This is a genomic window from Streptomyces sp. NPDC058307 (assembly GCF_042880295.1).
In the GTDB taxonomy this organism is placed as follows: Bacteria; Actinomycetota; Actinomycetes; order Streptomycetales; family Streptomycetaceae; genus Streptomyces.
The window spans coordinates 25,554-42,991 of record NZ_JBHVYZ010000067.1; the positions used below are offsets into that span (position 1 = coordinate 25,554).

A 17,438-nucleotide genomic window follows, 5' to 3' on the forward strand; every position below is an offset into this window, starting at 1 on the left:
GGCGAGGGTCACGTCACCGAGCCCGTCGATAAGCAGCTCCATGCCCCGGTAGCCAGCCCGGGAACTGTGCGCCGGCATCTACAGCCATCGCTCGGGAACGTCCACTTCCTCGTCCTCGACCCTCGGCCCCAGTTCCCAACTCGTCGGTGAACGCCGGCTGGCACTCCCCGGCGGACAGATCGAGCCAGCCGCCGGACTCACCGTGTCAGGCGTGTCAGGCGTGTCAGGCTGCTGACGAATACGCGACTCCTCAACATGCGAACCCACCAACCCCACGGCCGAGACAGAGCCCGCACGCCGTGAACGGAGACCGCCTCTGCCCGTCCAGATGCAATGCCGCGTGTCGTCTCAACCCGGGCACGGCGACTGCCGCACCCAGACCGGCGATTTACTGTCGGCCACGGCGCCTGCTTGGCGGGATTCGGCTCTCGGCCTGGTTGTCGATTACCTACAAGACATCCGTTTGCACTGAGCCCAGAAAGATGGCTCCTGAAGGCCGTCCCAGCACTGTCGCTGCACGCATGGCCGCACATGGGCCGCACCTGATCCTTGACAGCTCATCAGCCAACGCCGCCGTGACCACAAAAGCCCAGCTCAGGGGCCAGTCCCTTGGACAACACTACAGAAGCTGCACCTTGGACCTACGCATTACGATGCGTAGACTGCATGTGTCCGATTGGCCCGGATTCCAAGGTCAACGGAAACAAGAAACCCCAGGTCACGGCGAGTGAGTCCTGGGGTTCCTCAGAGCCGCCTTCGGGATTCGAACCCGAGACCTACGCATGACGAGTGCAGGGGCCGACGAAGTCCGTGAAGTACAAGGAGACGGCCCGGGGCGGGCTGGCGGTGAACATCATCGAGTGCTGAGGGCCAGGGACCAGGTGCCGTCCTGTGCGGGGGTGTGGTTCTTATGCCTGCGGCGGCTTGTGCGGGTTCGGTGGGGGCGGGCGTTGTGCGCAGTTCCCCGCGCCCCTGGGTGCCTGCGGCGGCCCGTTCCGGTTCGATGGTGGTCCGGATCTCCGCGCGACCGGTGACCGTGACGGAGAACTGCTGGACGGTGCTGCGGCGTCGGTCAGGGCTCTGTCGAGTGCGGCACGTGCCGTATCAGCTCCCCGTCCCGCTTCGGCACCACCAGGTCGTACGTCCCGTCGGCGACGACGAGTTCATAGCGGTCGAACCGGGTTCCCTGTCCCAGCGGTTCCTCTACCTTCGTCCGATCCCAGCGAAGTATTCCGCCGCCTCTCGCAGCGCGGTGTCCAGCCTGGGCAGCCCCACATCGAGCCGCCATTGCCGCTCCCCGCTCTCGCAGTCACGCCAGGCCCGGATGTAGGCCTCCTCAAGCTCCAGCACCCGCTCGACGATCCTCATGTACTCGTCCGGGGAAAGGACTTGTTTACCGGTCATGTACAGCCAGCGATTCATTTCCTCACGGGCGACCAGAATCTCACCGACCCGACGAAGGTGCAGTCCACCGACCTTCTTGCTGACGATGATCTCCGCGAGGATCTGATTCGGGTTTTCGTCTTCTTCGGGCACCGGAATTCGCTCCAGCATTCATTTCGACGTCGGCTTCGGGATGTTCCGACCTACTCATCCAGCGCGCGCTTCAACCGGACCGTTCCTCTGCCACCCGCCGGGATATCGACACCGCCGGCCCGCAGAATGTCGACACAGTAGGTCACGCAGCTGCTGTTGATCCCATCGTAGGGACCCAGTTCGGCGTCGATGGAGTCCTCCTGGGCCGCCCGCGCGGCGGCGTCCGGAAGGTCGAAGGTGCGCTCGATGGTGTTGGGGCCGAGTTCCTCTGGCCCGCACGTCTTCCGGTCGACAATCCGCTCCACCTCGGGCATGACAGACCTGTGCGGCGTGTCCCCCGCATTTCGCCCCACCGTTCCCACGGAGGTGGAGGTCGGAGCAGGCGGAGGTGCTACTCGGGTCCGGGGCTCCCTGCGTTCGAGGTTCTCCCGCCGGGCAGGTGGGGCATCATCAACTCCCATTCCCCCACTCTCACTTCAAGGAGCCCCCACATGCTCCGCGGCATCGATGTCAGCGCCTACCAGTCCTCCGCCTTCAGTACCGAAGGACTCTCCTTCGTCTTCGTCAAGGCGACCGAGGGCCGCTCCTACACCAACCCGAAGCTCTCCGCCCAGACCAAGCACGCCCGCGACGCCGGGCTGGTCGTCGGCTTCTACCACTTCCTGTGGCCCGGCAACCTCACCGCCCAGGCCGAGTACTTCGTCAAACACGCCCCCGAGAAGGGCGGCGACATCCTCGCGGTCGACTGGGAGACGACGGGCGACGGCACCCACGCGAGCAACGCGGAGAAGGACAGCTTCATCCGCAAGGTGAAGCAACTGCGCCCGAACAACCGGGTCGTCCTCTACACGAACCGGCACTACTGGCTGACGGTCGACACCACGTCGTACGCCGGCGACGGGCTCTGGATCGCCGACTACGTCACGGCCGGCAAGCCCCGCATCAAGGCCAAGTGGCGCTTCCACCAGTACACCGACGACCCCGTGGACAAGAACGTCGCCGACTTCGCGAGCAAGGCGGCCCTGCGCGAGTGGGCCACCGAGGCCTGACCCCGGGGCCCCGCTTATGCTTCGGGCATGGGTGGGATGATCACTGCGGTCAGCAGCAACGAAACGTACTCGTTCACGAAGCCGAACCGGGAGAGCATCACCTTGCTCGCCGGCTTCGGGATAGAGGGGGACGTTCACGGCGGGGCGACGGTCAAGCACCGTTTCCGGATGAAGAAGGACCCCTCGCAGCCGAACCTCCGGCAAGTGCATCTGATGCACGAGGAGTTGTTCGAGGAGCTCCGTGAGTCCGGGTTCGAGGTCGGCGCCGGCCAGCTCGGCGAGAACGTCACGACGCGTGGCGTCGATCTGCTGGGGCTGTCGGTGGGAACGCTGCTGCACCTGGGCGACGAGGCCGTCGTGGAGGTGACCGGACTGCGCAATCCGTGTGCGCAGATCGACGGTTTCCAGAAGGGGCTGATGAAGCAGGTCATAGGCCGGAGTGCGGACGGTCGGCCACTGTTCCGGTCCGGGATCATGAGTGTCGTGGTCAGCGGGGGTGTGGTGCGGGCCGGGGATGCCGTACGGGTGGAACTGCCCGAGGGCCCGCACCGGGCGCTGGACATCGTCTAGCCCGCGAACGGATCCTCCAGCTCCCCCCGCAGAATCTCCGCCGCCCCCTCCGCGTCCCCGTCCGCCACCGCCCGGACCAGTGCCGCATGGGCCTCGTCCGCGGTGTTGGGGTCGTCGTCGCGCAGACCGGTCAGGGCCAGCAGTTCGACCAAGCCGTCGCGCAGGACCGGGGTGAACTCCCCGAACAGGTCGGCGAGTACGGGGTTGTGCGCGGCCGCGACCACCGCCGCGTGGAAGGCGATGTCCGCGTCGACGAAGGCGGCGTCGGAGGACGCGGAGGCAGTTCGTCGGCCCTCCAGCGCGCGTTCCATGGCCGTCACGTCCTCGGGGGTACGGCGGCTCGCGGCGAGGCGGGCCGCGTGGACCTCCACCGCCATGCGGACCTCGTAGACATCCGTGACCGCGGCCCGGCGCAGCCGCGTGGGCCAGTCCTCCGCCGCCTCCGTCGCGGTGACGAAGACCCCCGCGCCCTGTCGCGGCTGCACCAGCCCCGCCCCGGCCAGGGCCCGCAGCGCCTCGCGGACCGTGGAGCGGCCGACGCCGAGTTCCTTCGCGAGTGTCGTCTCACCGGGCAGTTTCGTCCCGACCGGCCAGTGCCCGGCGGTGATCTGCTCGCGCAGCCGCTCGGCGGCCTGTTCGACCAAGGGGCTGGGGCGGACGGGGCCTAGCGGCATCTGCGGTTCACCAACTCGTGCGGGGACAGAAAGGTACTCAGCCGATTCTCACTTGTCTGAGGAGCTGAGGAGTCGCTAGCCTACCTCCCGTGATCTTCCGCGGTCTCCTTCTTCTCGGCTGCCGCGGCGGGGCCTGACGCGACTGGCACCCCGCCGCGGGTCGCCGTGCTGCCGGTCCGCGTCGACCGACCGAGCCGAAGGACACACCGTGACCACCGTCTGGAACCCCCAGCGGCCCAGCCCCATGCCGTTCCACCGCTACCGCCCCTTCCAGGACCGCGTCCACGTCCCCGTCACCGACCGCGCCTGGCCCTCCGCCCGCCTCGACCGCGCCCCGCTCTGGGTCCCCGTCGACCTGCGCGACGGCAACCAGGCCCTCGCCGAGCCGATGGACACCGCCCGCAAGAGCCGCCTCTTCGAACTGCTGGTGCGCACCGGCTACAAGGAGATCGAGGTGGGCTATCCCTCCGCGAGCCGCACCGACTTCGACTTCGTACGGCACCTGGTGACCGGCGGCGCCGTCCCCGACGACGTCACCCCCGTGGTCTTCACCCCGGCCCGCACCGACCTGATCGACCGGACCTTCGACTCGATCGCCGGACTGCCGCGTGCCGTGGTCCACCTGTACATCGCGACCTCACCGGTGTGGCGGGACGTCGTCCTCGGCCGGGACCGCGAGCAGGTGTGGCGGACCGTGCGGGCGGCGGCCGAGCACATGGCACGGCGGTCCGACACCCCCCAAGGCACCGCCGTCCGCTTCCAGTTCTCCCCCGAGACCTTCAACCTCACCGAGCCGGACTTCGTCCTGGAGCTGTGCGACGGGCTGACGGAGCTGTGGGACGCGAGCCCGGACCGCCCGGTCACCCACAACCTGCCCGCGACCGTCGAGATCGCCACCCCGAACGTCTACGCCGACCAGATCGAGTACGTGCACCGCCATCTGGCCCGTCGCGACTCGGTGATCCTCTCCGTCCACCCGCACAACGACCGCGGCACCGGCGTCGCCTGCGCGGAACTCGCCGTGCTGGCCGGCGCGCAGCGCGTGGAAGGCTGCCTGTTCGGCAACGGCGAGCGCACCGGCAACGTCGACCTGGTGACCCTCGCGATGAACCTGTACGCCCAAGGGGTGGACCCCATGGTCGACTTCGGTGACATCGACGCCGTCCGCGAGACGGTCGAGCACTGCAACCGGCTGCCGGTGCACCCCCGCCACCCGTATGCGGGCGACCTCGTCCACACCGCCTTCTCCGGCACCCACCAGGACGCCATCAGCAAGGGCCTCGCGCACAGGGACGCGCACCCGGACGTGCCCTGGCAGGTCCCGTACCTGCCGATCGACCCGGCCGACATCGGGCGGAGCTACGAGGCGGTCATCCGCGTCAACTCCCAGTCGGGCAAGGGCGGAGCGGCGTATCTCCTGCGCACGCACCACGGCATCGACCTGCCGCCCCGCATGCGCACCGACTTCTCCCGGGCCGTCCAGGAGGCCACCGACACGAGTGGCCGGGAGATGAGCCCGAAGGAGCTGTACGAACTGTTCCGGGCCCGCTATCTCGCGGAGGGCGAGGTCCGGCTGCACGACGGGACGGCGTACGAGGAGGCGCCCGGCGTCCACCGCTTCGTCGGCACGCTGGAGTGCGACGACCGCGTCGGCGACCACGAGGGCACGGGCAGCAGTGCGCTCTCGGCCTTCGTGGACGCGCTCGCCGGTGCCGGGTACGCCGTCGAGGTGGTCGACTTCACCGAGGACGGGACGGCGGCGTACGCGGAGTGCCGCGTCAACGGCCGTACGACGGCCTGGGGCGCCGGCGTTGGCCCGGCCGCCGGCGTACAGGCCGTGCTCTCCGCGACGAACCGGGCACTGCGGTGAGGGCGGTCCTGCGCGCCGAGGACGTGGACCTCGTCCGGGACGGGAAGCCGATCCTCCAGGAGGTCTCCCTGACCGTCCGGACGGGCGAGCACTGGGCGCTCCTGGGCGCCAACGGCGCGGGCAAGTCCACGCTGCTCAGGCTGTGCGGCGCCCTGGTCCACCCCACCCGGGGCACGGTCGAGGTGCTGGGCCGCCGGCTCGGCCGGGTCGATCTGCGGGAACTGCGCGCCCACGTCGGCCACGTCGACCCGCGTCATCCGCTCACCGCGCCCCTGCGGGTCCGGGACGTCGTCCTGACCGGGCTCACCAACTCCGTTGCCCCGGTTCCCCGTTGGCGGCCGACGGAGGGACAGCGGGAACGGGCCGACCGGCTCATCGAGACCCTCGGCCTCGACGGGCTCGGCGCCGCCCGCTGGCCGATCCTCTCGCAGGGGCAGCGCGGCCGTACGCTCATCGCCCGCGCGCTGATGCCCGAGCCGCGGCTCCTGCTGCTCGACGAACCGGCGACCGGCCTCGACCTGCCGGGCCGCGAGCAGCTGATCGACGCCCTGGACGCCCTGCGCCGCGAGCATCCGACCCTGGCCACCGTCCTGGTCACCCACCATCTGGAGGAGCTCCCGCCCGGCACCACCCACGCGATGCTGCTGCGTGCGGGCCGGGTCCTCGCGCAGGGCCCGGCGCCCACCGTCCTCACCGGTGACCAGGTCGGCAAGTGCTTCGACCTGCCGCTGGTCCTGGAGCGCCACGGCGGCCGCTGGACGGTACGGATCCGGGACCGGGACCGGGACCGGGACCGGGCATGACGAAGGGGGCGCCCGTCGGGGCGCCCCCCTCACCGTCGGCTCTACTTGTTCAGGTAGGCCCAGAACTCGTCGAACGACAGGAGCTTGTCGCCGTTCAGGTCGCGGCTCTTGATGATCGCCTCGGCGACCGACTCGGTCACGTTCCAGTCGCCGCCCTGGGCCAGGGCGGACTTGAACTCGGCGGCGGTGATGGTGCCGTCACCGTCCGCATCGATCCGCTCGAACTGCTTGCGTGCTTCCTCGATGTCGATGTGCGCCACCGGTCCGCCCCTTTTCTTGCCTGTGTCGTGTCCTGCCGGCTTGCTGCCGCAGGTCAGATTAGCGGCCCGCCCGGTCCTCCTGGTCTGCGAGGGTGGGCCTTCCCGTCGGTGCGGACACGAGGAGCGGTGTGACGGAGACCTTGCGGGAGATTCTCGACGCGGCGGCCCGCGGGGTCTTCCCGCCCGCGGACGGCCGCACGACGGTCGTACGGCAGGAGTGCCACCGGGACGCGGGCGTGCTGTCCTTCACGGCGCACTCGGTCGTCTTCACCGACGAGGACCCGGACTGGGTCCACGCCACCCTGCGCGGCCTGGACTGCGACGCGCTGGCCGCGACCATGAACCCGCGGTTCCTGACGGCCTTCCTGGACCGGACCGGGCGCAGGGCCGAGACCATCGACGCGTTGCTGGTCGCCGATCCGCTCCCCGGCGCACCGCCGCTCGCGCTGACGGAGGTCGCGGACGCGGGCCATCCCCGTCTCGCCTACGCCCGCGGGCGGCGCGACGACGTTCGCGCCTGGACGGCGCGGGGCGGGGTGCTGGTGACGGGGCGCGGTGTCGGCGGCCGCCTAGAGGTCTCGGTCGAGGTGGACGAGGACGTACGGCACCGGGGTCTGGGGCGTGCGCTGGTGACCGCGGCGAGGCATCTCGTCGAGGAGCCGCTGTGGGCCCAGGTGTCCCCGGGGAACGCCCGCAGCATGCGGGCGTTCCAGGCGGCCGGTTACCGTCCGGTCGGCGCGGAGGCGGTGCTGCTCGCCCCGACTCCGGGGGTCCTCGACCGCTCAGCGGAAGATGCCCGTGTGACCGAGTGAGTACCGCCCCGGCTGGGGATACACCGCGAGCCCGTGCGGTCCGCTGCCGACCTTGACGCGGGCGAGCTGGGCGCCGGTGCCAGTGTCGATGGCGTAGACCTCGGAGTTGTACCGGCCGGACAGCCACAGGACCTTGCCGTCGGCGGAGACGCCGCCCATGTCGGGGCTGCCGCCGCCGGGGAGGTGCCACTTCTTGGTGAGCCTGTTCCTGGTGAAGTCGAAGACGGAGACGGTCCCCTCACCGCGGTTGGAGACGTACATCTCGCGGGAGTCGCGGCTGACGTAGAGGCCGTGGGCGCCCTTGCCGGTGCGCAGCAGGGTCGGCTTGCCGAAGGTGTCGCCGTCCAGGACCCACATCCCGTCGGCCATCATGTCCGCGACGTAGAACCGCTTCCCGTCCGGCGAGACCTTGACGTCCTGCGGCATGGCCCCGTGGAAGGGAAGCTTCTGCTCCCCGACCACCTTCATCTTCTCGGTGTCGACCTTCAGCAGCTCCCCGCTGAACTCGCAGGACACGATGAAGTACCTCCCGTCCAGGGAGAAGTCGGCGTGGTTGACGCCGTAGCAGCTGACCGGCACGGTCTTCCTGCGCTCCATGGTGTGCGGGTCGCGGAAGACGAGCTCGCGGTCGAGGGAGGCCATCACGATCGCGTACTTGCCGTTCGGTGTGAAGTAGAGGTTGTACGGGTCGTGCACGTCGACCGGCCTGCCCGCCTTCCCGGTGCTCGGGTCGATCGGTGTGAGGCTGTTCCCGCGGTCGTTGTTGACCCAGAGGGTCTTCAGGTCCCAGGAGGGCACGACGTGTTGGGGCTGGCGCCCGACCCGGATCGTCTCGACGACCTCGTACGTCCTCGGGTCGATCACGGAGACGGTGTCGGACTCGGTGTTGGGCACGTAGACCCGCGACGGGAAGTCCTTGACCACCGGTGACAGCCTGTTCGGCCGGTCCGCCGCGTAGACGTCCTTCGGGTCGAGGACGGGCGGCATCCCGGGCAGTCCGTGAACCGGCTCCTTCACCGGTCTCACCGGTCTCACCGGTCTCACCGGCTTCACGGGGGCGGGGACGGCCGCCTTGGTGCCTGCGGCCTCGTGCGCCCCCCTCTCGGTGTCGGTACCGCAGGCGGCGAGGGCGAGGAACGCGGCACCCGCGATCAGGGTGCTCTGCACGAGGTGGCGCTTCAGGAAGGTGGGGGGCATCAGCTGAACAACTCCGTGGTGGTCACCGCGGCCAGGCCGCGCCGGTCGAGTTCTTCCAGTACGACGGGGAGGGCGGCGACCGTGTCGGCGTACCCGAAGTGCAGGCTCACCACGGATCCTTCGCGGATCTCGGCGAGTACCTTGCGGGCGACGGCGGTCGCGCCGGGCGAGGTGAAGTCGAGGGAGTCGACGTCGTAGGAGAGGACGTGGGGGTAGCCGGCCTCCCGGGCCAGCCGCGTGACGAGGGGGGAGGCGGTGGGCGTACGGGAGGGGCGGAACCAGGTCCCGGCCGAACCGGTGAGCCGCCGGATCCGTTCGGCGCAGCCGACGATCTCCGCTCTGGCCTCGGCCTCGGACATCGCGTTGATGTCGAGGTGGTGGAGGGTGTGGTTGCCGAGGTCGTGTCCACCGTCGAGGACACGCCGGGCGATGCCGGGGTACGCGTCCAGCCAGGTGCCGACGGCGAGCACGGTGACCCGGGCGCCGTGCTTCTCGGCCTCGGTGAGCAGGGCGCGGGCGATGGCGGGATCGCCGTTGCCGTGGAAGGTGAGGGCGACGCGGGGGCGGTCGCGGGGGCCGTGGGTGAGCTGGGCGGGAAGGGCGGGCAGAGCGGGCAGAGCGGGGGCTGTGCCGGCGGAGTGGGCGGGGCGAGCGACGGCGTTCCTGGTCGCGTTCCTCGCCGCACATCCCGCGGCCAGCGCCAGCCCAGCGGTGGCGAGGAGCATTGCCCGACGATCGGTAGCGGTCACCCGCCCCATTTAAGGGGTTATGCAGGAGATTGACGCTGATCGACCCACCGGCTACCTGTCGGCCACCCGCATCTCGAACCACGTCGTCTTTCCGCGCGGCAGCAGGTCGACGCCCCAGCGGTCCGACAGTTTGTCCACGAGGAACAGTCCGCGCCCGCTGAGATCCATCTCCTGCACCGGAATCAGACAGGGCAGTCCGCGTGACGGGTCACGGACCTCTATCCGGATCCACCCCCGCCGACGCCGCATCCGGAGCCCGAACACCCGCGCGCCCGTGTGCCGTACCGCGTTGCCGACCAGCTCGGACACGAGTAACACCGCGTCCTCGGCCGTCTTGGGAGTGAGCCCCCAGTGACGGAGAACGATCACCTGGGTCAAGCGCCGCGCGGCCGCCGCGGACTCCGGCCGGGACGGCAGCGGGACCTCGGCCTCCGTGGGGTTTCCGAACAGTTCGAGCGCTTTCAGTGCGTGCTCGTCCTCGACCGCCGGAGACCAGCGCGCCGTCGTCGTACGGCTGTCTCCCCGCGGCTGTTCGAAACCCTCCAGCCCCGCCATGCCCCCATCATGGCCGCCCACAGCGCCCTTGGGGGTGGTTCCCGACGAATACGCCCCCCGGAATGCGTCGTTCCGTCGACATTGATCGGCATATGCCAGCGGCACTTCGATGCCTTTCGCACCCCCTCTGACCTGTGATGGAGGCTCACTGGGAGGCAACCGACGGGCTCCCTCGACAAGGCAGACTTAAGGTTGCGTTAAGGCTCCCATAAACCGCCCCATCGAGGGACCCGGATCAGACATCGCGTCAATTGCAAGGGGTTCAGAGGAATTTCGCCTTGCCGGGGCCCTCCTCGACGAAGCTCTTCATGCCCCGCTCGCGGTCCTCCGTCGCGAACAGACCCGCGAACCAGTTCCGTTCCACCGCGAGGCCCGTGTCGATGTCGGTCTCGAGTCCCGTGTCGATCGACTCCTTCGCGGCGCGCAGCGCGATCGCCGGTCCCTTCGCGAGCTTCGCCGCCCAGGCGTGCGCCTCGGCGTACACCTCGTCGGCGGGCACGACCCGGTCCACGAGGCCGAGCGTCAGCGCCTCGTCGGCCTTGACCATACGGCCCGTGAAGATCAGGTCCTTCGCCTTGGACGGGCCGATCAGCCGGGCGAGGCGCTGGGTGCCGCCCGCGCCCGGGATGAGGCCGAGGAGGATCTCCGGCTGCCCCAGCTTGGCGTTCTCCGCGGCGATCCGGAAGTCGGCGCACAGCGCGAGTTCGCAGCCGCCGCCCAGGGCGTAACCGGTGACGGCCGCGACGACCGGCTTGGGGATGCGGGCCACCGCCGTGAACGAGTCCTGCAGGGCGCGGGCGCGCAGGACCATCGCGGTGTGGTCCATTGCCTGCATCTCCTTGATGTCCGCGCCGGCCGCGAACACCTTCTCCCCGCCGTACACGATCACCGCGCGCACGTCCTCGCGCCGGGTCGCCTCCTCGGCGAGCTCCTTGAGCCGGTCCTGGACGGCCACGTCCAGCGCGTTCATGGGCGGACGGTCGAGCCGGATGGTGCCGACACCTTCGGCGACTTCGAGATTCACGGTCATGCGAGCAGGTTAACGGCGGCTAACGGTGACGGACCGGTGCGGTGGCTCACAATCGGCCGGGGGTCCGGGGTCGCCCCCGGACAGACACAGCACGGCGGCCCCGGTGCCGTACCTCGCACCGGGGCCGCTGGTCGTCGTACGGGCTACGCCTTCCACTTCTCCCAGGACATGTTCCAGCCGTTGAGGCCGTTCTCCGGGGCGACCGTCGCGTCGTCGGAGTTCTTGACCACGACCACGTCGCCGATCAGCGAGTGGTTGAAGAACCAGGCGGCCGGCACATCGCCGTCGTAGCCGCCCTTGACGTCACGCAGGCCCACGCAGCCGTGGCTGGCGTTGTAGTTGCCGAAGGCGTCGCCGCCCCAGTAGTTGCCGTGGATGAAGGTGCCGGAGTCGGTGAGGCGGGCGGCGTGCGGGACGTCCTTGATGTCGTACTCGCCGCCGTAGCCGACCGTTTCGCCGTTCATCCGGGTCACCGCGAGCTTCTCGCTGATGACCATCTGGCCGTTCCAGGTGTCGTAGCCGGGCTTGCCGGTGGTGACCTTGAGGGTCTTGACGGTCCTGCCGTCCTGGGTGATCTTCATCGTGTGCTTCTTGGCGTCGACGACGGAGACCTGGTCGCGGCCGATCGTGAAGGAGACGGTCTTGTCCTGCTTGCCGTAGACGCCGTCGCGGCCCTCGACCCCGTTGAGGTTGAGGTCGACGGTGACCTTGGTGCCTTCCTTCCAGTACTTCTCGGGACGGAAGTCCAGGCGGTCGTTGCCGAACCAGTGGCCCTCGACGTCGACGGCCGGCGAGGTCTTGACCGTGATGGCCTTCTCGACGTCCTCGGGGCTGGTGATGCCCCGGGTGAAGCGGATGGAGAACGGCATTCCGACGCCGACCGTCGAGCCGTCCTCGGGCGTGAACGTGCCGGTGAAGGTGTTCTTCGGGGTCAGGGTGGTGAATCCGGAGTCCTCGGCGGCCGTGCGGCCCTCGGCGTCCTTCGCGACCGCGTGCACGGTGTAGGCGGTGCCGGAGGCGAGATGGGTGGACGGCGTCCAGGAGGCGCCGTCCGCGGCTATCTTCCCGGCTATCGCGGCGCCCTTGGCGTCCTTGACCTGCACCTCGGTCAACTTGCCCTTGCTGACGCCGACCTTGAGGGCACCGCTGGTGTCGACGGACTTCGCCCCGTTCTTCGGGGTGATGGAGACGACCGCCTCCGACTGCTTGCTCCCGGTGGCGGACGAGTCGCCCTTCTCGGCCTTGGAGTCACCGGAACCGGAACCGGAATTCCCCCCGCCGCAGGCGGTGACGGCCAGCAGCAGAACGCCGAGTACGAGCGCCAGCAGCCCCTTGGTCCCGCGCCCCCGCGCGTCAACCGACGCCCCCGATATCGGTCGCACGTTCAAGTGTTTCTCCCCTCGAAGGGCCTGGTCAGGCCCGCTCCCCTACGCGTTCTACCGACGCGTCGGCGAATATTAACCGCAGACTTTTGAGCATCGTGTAAGTCCAAGGTCACCATTCCGTCCCAACTCCGAGGGAGAGTCGGGCCGGGCCGCCCCCGTGCCCGTGTCACTTCACCGCGCCGCCCGCCTTCCACTCCTTCCAGCCCATATTCCATCCTCCGAGGCCATTGTCGGGAGCGACCTTTTTGTCATCGCTGTGGACGACCTCGACGACGTCCCCGACGAGACTGCGGTCGAAGAACCAGCCCGCGGGCGTGTCCGAGCTGCCGCCCTTCACGTCCCTGAGGCCCACGCAGCCGTGGCTGACATTGGCCCTGCCGGGAGCGGTGGGCGCCCAGTAGTTGCCGTGCAGGAAGGTGCCCGAGTCGGTCAGCCGCAGGGCGTGCGGGACGTCCGGGATGTCGTACTCGCCGCCGAAGCCGACCGTGCGGCTGTTCATGCGGGTCACCTCGAGCATCTCGGTGATGACCATCTTGCCGTTGTACGTGGTGGTCTTCGGGGCGCCGGCGGTGATCGGCACGGTGGCGAGCAGTTCGCCGTCCCGTCTGACCTGCATGGTGTGCCGGGCCGCGTCGACGAGGGAGACCTGGTGGCGTCCGACGGTGAAGGAGAAGGTCCGGTACTGCAGGCCGTAGACGCCGGAAGCCCCTTCCACGTCACGGAGTCTGAGCGCGACGGTCACGCGGGTGCCCGGCGTCCAGTAGTGCTCGGGGCGGAAGTCGAGGCGGCCGTGGCCGAACCAGTGCGGGCGGATCTCGACGGGCGGCTTCGAGGTGACGTGTACGGCGCGTTCGACGGCGGCGCGGTCCTCGATCTCCCGGTTGAACTCCAGGGAGACGATCATCCCGGTGCCGACGGTCGAGCGGTTCTCCGGGCTGACGTAGCCGATGAAGCGCTCCTCGGGGACGTAGGTGGTGAAGGTGGTGTGCCGGGCCGAGCGGCGGCCGCGGGCGTCGAGCGCGACCGCGTCGACGGTGTACTCGGCGGCCAGGGCCAGCTGGGCCTCGTCGGGTTCCCAGCGCAGTCCGTCGTCGGAGATGTGCCCGGGCACCGGGAAGTCCTGCGCGTCCTGGGACTTGACGACGGTGACCGACTCCAGGCGGCCGCTGGGCACCCGGACCCGCAGCCGCTCCTCGGGCGGCACGCCCTTGGTGCCGTCGTCGGGTACGACCCTGATCACGTCCTCGGGCGCGGGCGGCTTCCCGAAGCCCCCGACACCCCCGATCCCGCCGCCCCCGCCCGCCGTACAGCCGGCGGCCCCGGCCAGCAGTCCCGCCCATGTCACTACGGCGGCCAGAGCGGCCCCTGCGCGCCGAGCGCGCCCATGTCCATGCCTCACGGGAACCCCAACGACCGGGGCCGCCCAGGAGAAACGTCGACGCGATCCACCCCTGTGAGAAAACGCCCCGTAAAGTCCGACCACCACCCCGTCCAGGGAAACGTGAGTGCGAGGCGCGGGTTGGGCAGAACAGTGGGGAGAACGACGTGAGGGGTGCCGCGGCTGGGACGCCGTGCGCTCTTTTCCACCTCGTTCCACGAGCCGTGGGAGGCCGACCGGTGTCCAGCGCAGCCGAGCAGGAGGCGGTGACGGAAGCCGCCGAGGAGCGCCCCGCCGCGCTGGTGAACGGCGCGCCGCGGGCGGTACCGGCCGTGCCGGTGTGGCCCGGTGCGCCGACGCCGCTGGGCGCCCGGTTCCGGGTCGGCCCGGACGGCGTCGCGGGGACCAACTTCGCGCTGTGGGCGGGCGGCGCCGAGTCCGTCGAGCTGTGTCTGTTCGACGCGGACGGCAAGGAGACCCGGGCCCGGCTCACCGAGCTCACCCACGAGATCTGGCACGGCTTCGTCCCCGGCGTCATGCCCGGCCAGCGCTACGGCTTCCGGGTGCACGGCCGCTGGGACCCGTGGACCGGCGGCCGCTGGAACCCGGCGAAGCTGCTCCTGGACCCGTACGCCCGCGCGGTGGACGGCGACTTCAGCCTGCCGCCCGAGGTGTACGGCCATGTCCGCGACTGGCCCCAGCAGCAGGTCGCGGACACCGTACGGGACGACCGTGACTCGGCGCCGTACGTCCCGAAGGGCGTGGTCGTCCACGATGACGACGACTGGGCGGAAGACCGCAGGCCCAAGACCCCGTGGGCGGACTCGGTGATCTACGAGGTCCATGTGCGGGGGTTCACGGCCCTGCACCCGGACATTCCGGAGGAACTGCGGGGTACCTACGCCGGGCTGGCGCACCCGGCCGCGATCGAGCACCTCGTCAAACTCGGTGTCACGGCCGTGGAGCTGCTCCCCGTCCACCAGTTCGCGCACGAGGACCATCTGCTGCGGCGGGGTCTCAAGAACTACTGGGGCTACAACTCCATCGGCTACTTCGCGCCCCACGCCGCCTACGCCGCCTCCGGTACGACGGGCCAGCAGGTCGGCGAGTTCAAGCGCATGGTCCGCGCGCTGCACGCCGCCGGGATCGAGGTCATCCTCGACGTGGTCTACAACCACACGGCGGAGGCCGGCGAGCTGGGCCCCACGCTGTCCCTGAAGGGCATCGACAACCGCGGGTACTACCGGCTGCAGTCCGACGCCCGGCGCTACGCGGACTACACGGGCTGCGGCAACACCCTGCACGTGGTCCAGCCGCATGTACTGCGGCTCATCACCGACTCCCTGCGCTACTGGGTGACGGAGATGGGCGTGGACGGCTTCCGCTTCGACCTGGCCGCCGCGCTGGCCCGTTCCATGCACGACGTCGACATGCTGTCCCCGTTCCTCGCGGTCATCGCCCAGGACCCGGTGCTCAGGCGCGTGAAGCTGATCGCCGAACCGTGGGACGTGGGCTCAGGCGGCTACCAGGTGGGCGCCTTCCCGCCCCTGTGGACGGAGTGGAACGACCGCTACCGCAACGCCGTACGCGACTTCTGGCGGGGCGCGCTGCCGGACGTACGAGACCTGGGCTACCGGCTGTCCGGCTCCAGCGACCTGTACGCGTGGGGCGGGCGGCGGCCGTACGCCTCGGTCAACTTCATCACCGCGCACGACGGTTTCACCCTGCGGGACCTGGTGTCGTACGAGAGGAAGCACAACGAGGCGAACGGCGAGGGCAACCGGGACGGCACGGACGACAACCGGGCGTGGAACTGCGGGACGGAGGGGGAGACGGACGACGAGCGGGTACGGGCGCTCAGGCGGCGGCAGCTCAGGAACCTGCTCACCACACTCCTGCTGTCGACGGGCGTGCCGATGCTGGTCGCGGGCGACGAGCTGGGCCGCACCCAGCGCGGCAACAACAACGCCTACTGCCAGGACAACGAGATCAGCTGGGTGGACTGGGGGCTGCTGGCGGACCCCGGCTGGAAGGCCCTGTGCGAGCTGACCTCCCGGCTGATCGCCCTGCGCCACCGGCACCCGGTGCTCAGGCGCCGGGCGTTCTTCTCGGGGCGGGCCCACTCCGCGGACGGCCTGCGCGACCTGGCCTGGTTCACGGCCCGCGGCACGGAGATGACGGAACGGGACTGGTACGCGCCGGCCGCCACCCTCGGCATGTATCTGTCGGGGCGGGACATCCCGGGCCGGGACGAACGCGGCGCCCCGATCGTCGACGACAGCTTCCTCGCCGTCCTGCACGCCGGCGACCGCCCGGCGAGCTTCCTGCTGCCGGGGCCGCCGTGGGCGGAGCGGTACGAGGTGGTCGTCGACACGTCGAGGGAGGAGCAGGGGGAGGCGCCGGGGGTGGTGCACCGGGGCGGGGCGTCGATCACGGTGCCGGCGCGGGCGGTACTGCTGCTGCGGGTGGCCGGGTGAGCTGACAGGTCAGCCGAGGATCCCCCGCTCGTACGCCGTGGCGACGGCCGCCGCGCGGTCCTTGACGGCCAACTTGGCGTACAGATGGGTGAGATGGGTCTTCACGGTCGCCTCGCTGATGAACAGTTCGCGGGCGATGTCGCGGTTGGACGTGCCCTTGGCGACCAGGGCCAGCACCTCGCGCTCACGCGCGGAGAGGGGCTCGTTGCCGGGAGTCCTGGGCGCGCGGACGGCCGAGACCAGCCGGGACGCCACGGCCGGGGAGAGCACCGTGCGGCCCTGCGCCGCGGCCCGCACGGCGGTGAACAGTTCGTCGCGCGGGGCGTCCTTGAGGAGGTAGCCGGTCGCTCCCGCCTCGATGGCGGGCAGGGTGTCGGAGTCCGTGTCGTACGTCGTCAGGACGAGCACCTTCGCGCGGGCCCCGGCGCGGGTCAGCGCGCGGATGGCGTCCACCCCGCCCCCGCCCGGCATCCGCAGGTCCATCAGGATCACGTCGGGGTCGAGGGCGGCGGCCCGCTCGACGGCCTCGACGCCGTCGGACGCCTCGCCGAGGACGGTGAATTCGTCGAGCGGGGCGGACGGCGTGAAGCTGATGACGGTGGCGCCCGCCGAGCGCCGGATGAGCCCGGCCGGGGTGTCCAGGGCGGCGATCCGGCCCTTGTCGATCACGGCGATCCGGTCGCAGAGCCGCTGCGCCTCCTCCATGAAGTGGGTGACGAGCAGCACGGTGACGCCGTTCGCGCGGACGTCCTCGATGAGCTCCCAGGTGTCGCGGCGGGCGCGCGGATCGAGGCCGGTCGTCAGCTCGTCGAGGACGACGACCCGGGGGTTGGGAACTGCTGGGGTTTGACTGAGCACGAGTGTGTTCTGGCGTGTGTGAGTGAGTGTGGAAGCTCCTGGCGAGCGGTGGGCGCTGTTGTCGCGCGAGGTGAATGAGAGTTCGTCCGTCGAATGTGTGACCTCTGCGCGTTGGGCTCGTTGGGTGTGGTGAGCGGGGTTTCGAGGGGCCGTTTGGGGGGGGTGTGGGGTGGGCGGGTTGCGGGAGCTTGCGGCGTCGTTCGTCGTGCCCGGCCCTGCGGGGGTGGCGGTCCGG

At 70.1% G+C, this 17,438-nt stretch carries 17 protein-coding genes; 6 read left to right on the plus strand and 11 right to left on the minus strand.

What is annotated here, in order from left to right:
- Nucleotides 1-1,203: 1,203 nt before the first annotated feature.
- Both ACFVYN_RS34070 and ACFVYN_RS34075 read right to left on the minus strand, forming a co-directional pair.
- Nucleotides 1,204-1,554, minus strand: coding sequence for a hypothetical protein (locus ACFVYN_RS34070; protein WP_390005725.1), 351 nt, complete (start codon nucleotides 1,552-1,554; stop codon nucleotides 1,204-1,206).
- Between the two features lie 32 nt (nucleotides 1,555-1,586).
- Nucleotides 1,587-1,850, minus strand: coding sequence for a hypothetical protein (locus ACFVYN_RS34075; RefSeq protein WP_390005727.1), 264 nt, complete (start codon nucleotides 1,848-1,850; stop codon nucleotides 1,587-1,589).
- 177 nt (nucleotides 1,851-2,027) lie between these two features.
- Here ACFVYN_RS34075 and ACFVYN_RS34080 point away from each other — a divergent pair, with 177 nt between their 5' ends.
- On the plus strand, nucleotides 2,028-2,585 hold the full coding sequence (locus ACFVYN_RS34080) for a glycoside hydrolase family 25 protein (RefSeq protein WP_390005729.1): 558 nt from the start codon (nucleotides 2,028-2,030) through the stop codon (nucleotides 2,583-2,585).
- Nucleotides 2,586-2,612: 27 nt separating this feature from the next.
- Nucleotides 2,613-3,155, plus strand: a complete 543-nt coding sequence (locus tag ACFVYN_RS34085; RefSeq protein WP_390005730.1) for an MOSC domain-containing protein — start codon at nucleotides 2,613-2,615, stop codon at nucleotides 3,153-3,155.
- On the opposite strand, the gene ACFVYN_RS34090 is transcribed toward ACFVYN_RS34085, so the two are convergent.
- Nucleotides 3,152-3,829 (minus strand): FadR/GntR family transcriptional regulator, encoded by a 678-nt coding sequence (locus tag ACFVYN_RS34090; RefSeq protein WP_390005732.1) that lies wholly within the window; start codon nucleotides 3,827-3,829, stop codon nucleotides 3,152-3,154. The genes ACFVYN_RS34085 and ACFVYN_RS34090 overlap by 4 nt on opposite strands.
- 244 nt (nucleotides 3,830-4,073) lie before the next feature.
- On the opposite strand from ACFVYN_RS34090, the gene ACFVYN_RS34095 reads away from it, so the two are divergent.
- Both ACFVYN_RS34095 and ACFVYN_RS34100 read left to right on the plus strand, forming a co-directional pair.
- Nucleotides 4,074-5,699 (plus strand): 2-isopropylmalate synthase, encoded by a 1,626-nt coding sequence (locus ACFVYN_RS34095; protein WP_390005750.1) that lies wholly within the window; start codon nucleotides 4,074-4,076, stop codon nucleotides 5,697-5,699.
- Nucleotides 5,696-6,502 carry an ABC transporter ATP-binding protein gene (locus ACFVYN_RS34100; RefSeq protein ID WP_390005733.1) on the plus strand — a complete coding sequence of 269 codons (807 nt, stop codon included), beginning with the start codon at nucleotides 5,696-5,698 and terminating at the stop codon, nucleotides 6,500-6,502. Before ACFVYN_RS34095 ends, ACFVYN_RS34100 begins: the two co-directional genes overlap by 4 nt.
- A 41-nt stretch (nucleotides 6,503-6,543) precedes the next feature.
- Here ACFVYN_RS34100 and ACFVYN_RS34105 read toward each other — a convergent pair whose 3' ends face one another.
- A complete protein-coding gene (locus ACFVYN_RS34105; protein ID WP_007384825.1) occupies nucleotides 6,544-6,762 on the minus strand; it encodes an EF-hand domain-containing protein in 219 nt (72 codons plus the stop codon).
- A 128-nt stretch (nucleotides 6,763-6,890) separates the two neighbouring features.
- Between ACFVYN_RS34105 and ACFVYN_RS34110 the strand changes: the two genes are divergently transcribed.
- Complete coding sequence (locus ACFVYN_RS34110) at nucleotides 6,891-7,574, plus strand: GNAT family N-acetyltransferase (RefSeq protein ID WP_390005734.1); 684 nt, start codon at nucleotides 6,891-6,893, stop codon at nucleotides 7,572-7,574.
- Here ACFVYN_RS34110 and ACFVYN_RS34115 read toward each other — a convergent pair.
- From ACFVYN_RS34115 to ACFVYN_RS34140, 6 genes are all read right to left on the minus strand, one after another.
- A complete protein-coding gene (locus tag ACFVYN_RS34115; protein WP_390005736.1) occupies nucleotides 7,545-8,771 on the minus strand; it encodes a YncE family protein in 1,227 nt (408 codons plus the stop codon). The genes ACFVYN_RS34110 and ACFVYN_RS34115 overlap by 30 nt on opposite strands.
- Complete coding sequence (locus ACFVYN_RS34120; RefSeq protein ID WP_390005738.1) at nucleotides 8,771-9,529, minus strand: polysaccharide deacetylase family protein; 759 nt, start codon at nucleotides 9,527-9,529, stop codon at nucleotides 8,771-8,773. The genes ACFVYN_RS34115 and ACFVYN_RS34120 overlap by 1 nt, the downstream gene beginning before the upstream one ends.
- Before the next feature lie 42 nt (nucleotides 9,530-9,571).
- A complete protein-coding gene (locus ACFVYN_RS34125) occupies nucleotides 9,572-10,180 on the minus strand; it encodes an ATP-binding protein (RefSeq protein WP_390005739.1) in 609 nt (202 codons plus the stop codon).
- Between the two features lie 157 nt (nucleotides 10,181-10,337).
- Complete coding sequence (locus tag ACFVYN_RS34130) at nucleotides 10,338-11,105, minus strand: enoyl-CoA hydratase/isomerase family protein (RefSeq protein WP_390005741.1); 768 nt, start codon at nucleotides 11,103-11,105, stop codon at nucleotides 10,338-10,340.
- Nucleotides 11,106-11,248: 143 nt separating this feature from the next.
- The gene (locus tag ACFVYN_RS34135; RefSeq protein ID WP_390005742.1) at nucleotides 11,249-12,493 is read right to left on the minus strand and encodes an Ig-like domain-containing protein; all 1,245 of its coding nucleotides are present in this window, start codon (nucleotides 12,491-12,493) and stop codon (nucleotides 11,249-11,251) included.
- A gap of 163 nt (nucleotides 12,494-12,656) precedes the next feature.
- A complete protein-coding gene (locus ACFVYN_RS34140) occupies nucleotides 12,657-13,889 on the minus strand; it encodes an Ig-like domain-containing protein (RefSeq protein ID WP_390005743.1) in 1,233 nt (410 codons plus the stop codon).
- A gap of 218 nt (nucleotides 13,890-14,107) precedes the next feature.
- Here ACFVYN_RS34140 and glgX point away from each other — a divergent pair, with 218 nt between their 5' ends.
- Complete coding sequence (gene glgX, locus ACFVYN_RS34145; protein WP_390005745.1) at nucleotides 14,108-16,345, plus strand: glycogen debranching protein GlgX; 2,238 nt, start codon at nucleotides 14,108-14,110, stop codon at nucleotides 16,343-16,345.
- Nucleotides 16,346-16,354: 9 nt separating this feature from the next.
- Here glgX and ACFVYN_RS34150 read toward each other — a convergent pair whose 3' ends face one another.
- Entirely contained in the window at nucleotides 16,355-16,966 is a 612-nt protein-coding gene (locus ACFVYN_RS34150) for a LuxR C-terminal-related transcriptional regulator (protein WP_390005752.1), read from the minus strand.
- Nucleotides 16,967-17,438 lie beyond the last annotated feature (472 nt).

What these genes read in the sequence shown, in the direction of transcription:
- ACFVYN_RS34070 (WP_390005725.1), bottom strand. Translation starts at nt 1,554, where the DNA reads ATGCTGGAGCGAATTCCGGTGCCCGAAGAAGACGAAAACCCGAATCAG.
- ACFVYN_RS34075 (WP_390005727.1), bottom strand. Translation starts at nt 1,850, where the DNA reads ATGCCCGAGGTGGAGCGGATTGTCGACCGGAAGACGTGCGGGCCAGAG.
- ACFVYN_RS34080 (WP_390005729.1), top strand. Translation starts at nt 2,028, where the DNA reads ATGCTCCGCGGCATCGATGTCAGCGCCTACCAGTCCTCCGCCTTCAGT.
- ACFVYN_RS34085 (WP_390005730.1), top strand. Translation starts at nt 2,613, where the DNA reads ATGGGTGGGATGATCACTGCGGTCAGCAGCAACGAAACGTACTCGTTC.
- ACFVYN_RS34090 (WP_390005732.1), bottom strand. Translation starts at nt 3,829, where the DNA reads ATGCCGCTAGGCCCCGTCCGCCCCAGCCCCTTGGTCGAACAGGCCGCC.
- ACFVYN_RS34095 (WP_390005750.1), top strand. Translation starts at nt 4,074, where the DNA reads ATGCCGTTCCACCGCTACCGCCCCTTCCAGGACCGCGTCCACGTCCCC.
- ACFVYN_RS34115 (WP_390005736.1), bottom strand. Translation starts at nt 8,771, where the DNA reads ATGCCCCCCACCTTCCTGAAGCGCCACCTCGTGCAGAGCACCCTGATC.
- ACFVYN_RS34120 (WP_390005738.1), bottom strand. Translation starts at nt 9,529, where the DNA reads ATGGGGCGGGTGACCGCTACCGATCGTCGGGCAATGCTCCTCGCCACC.
- ACFVYN_RS34130 (WP_390005741.1), bottom strand. Translation starts at nt 11,105, where the DNA reads ATGACCGTGAATCTCGAAGTCGCCGAAGGTGTCGGCACCATCCGGCTC.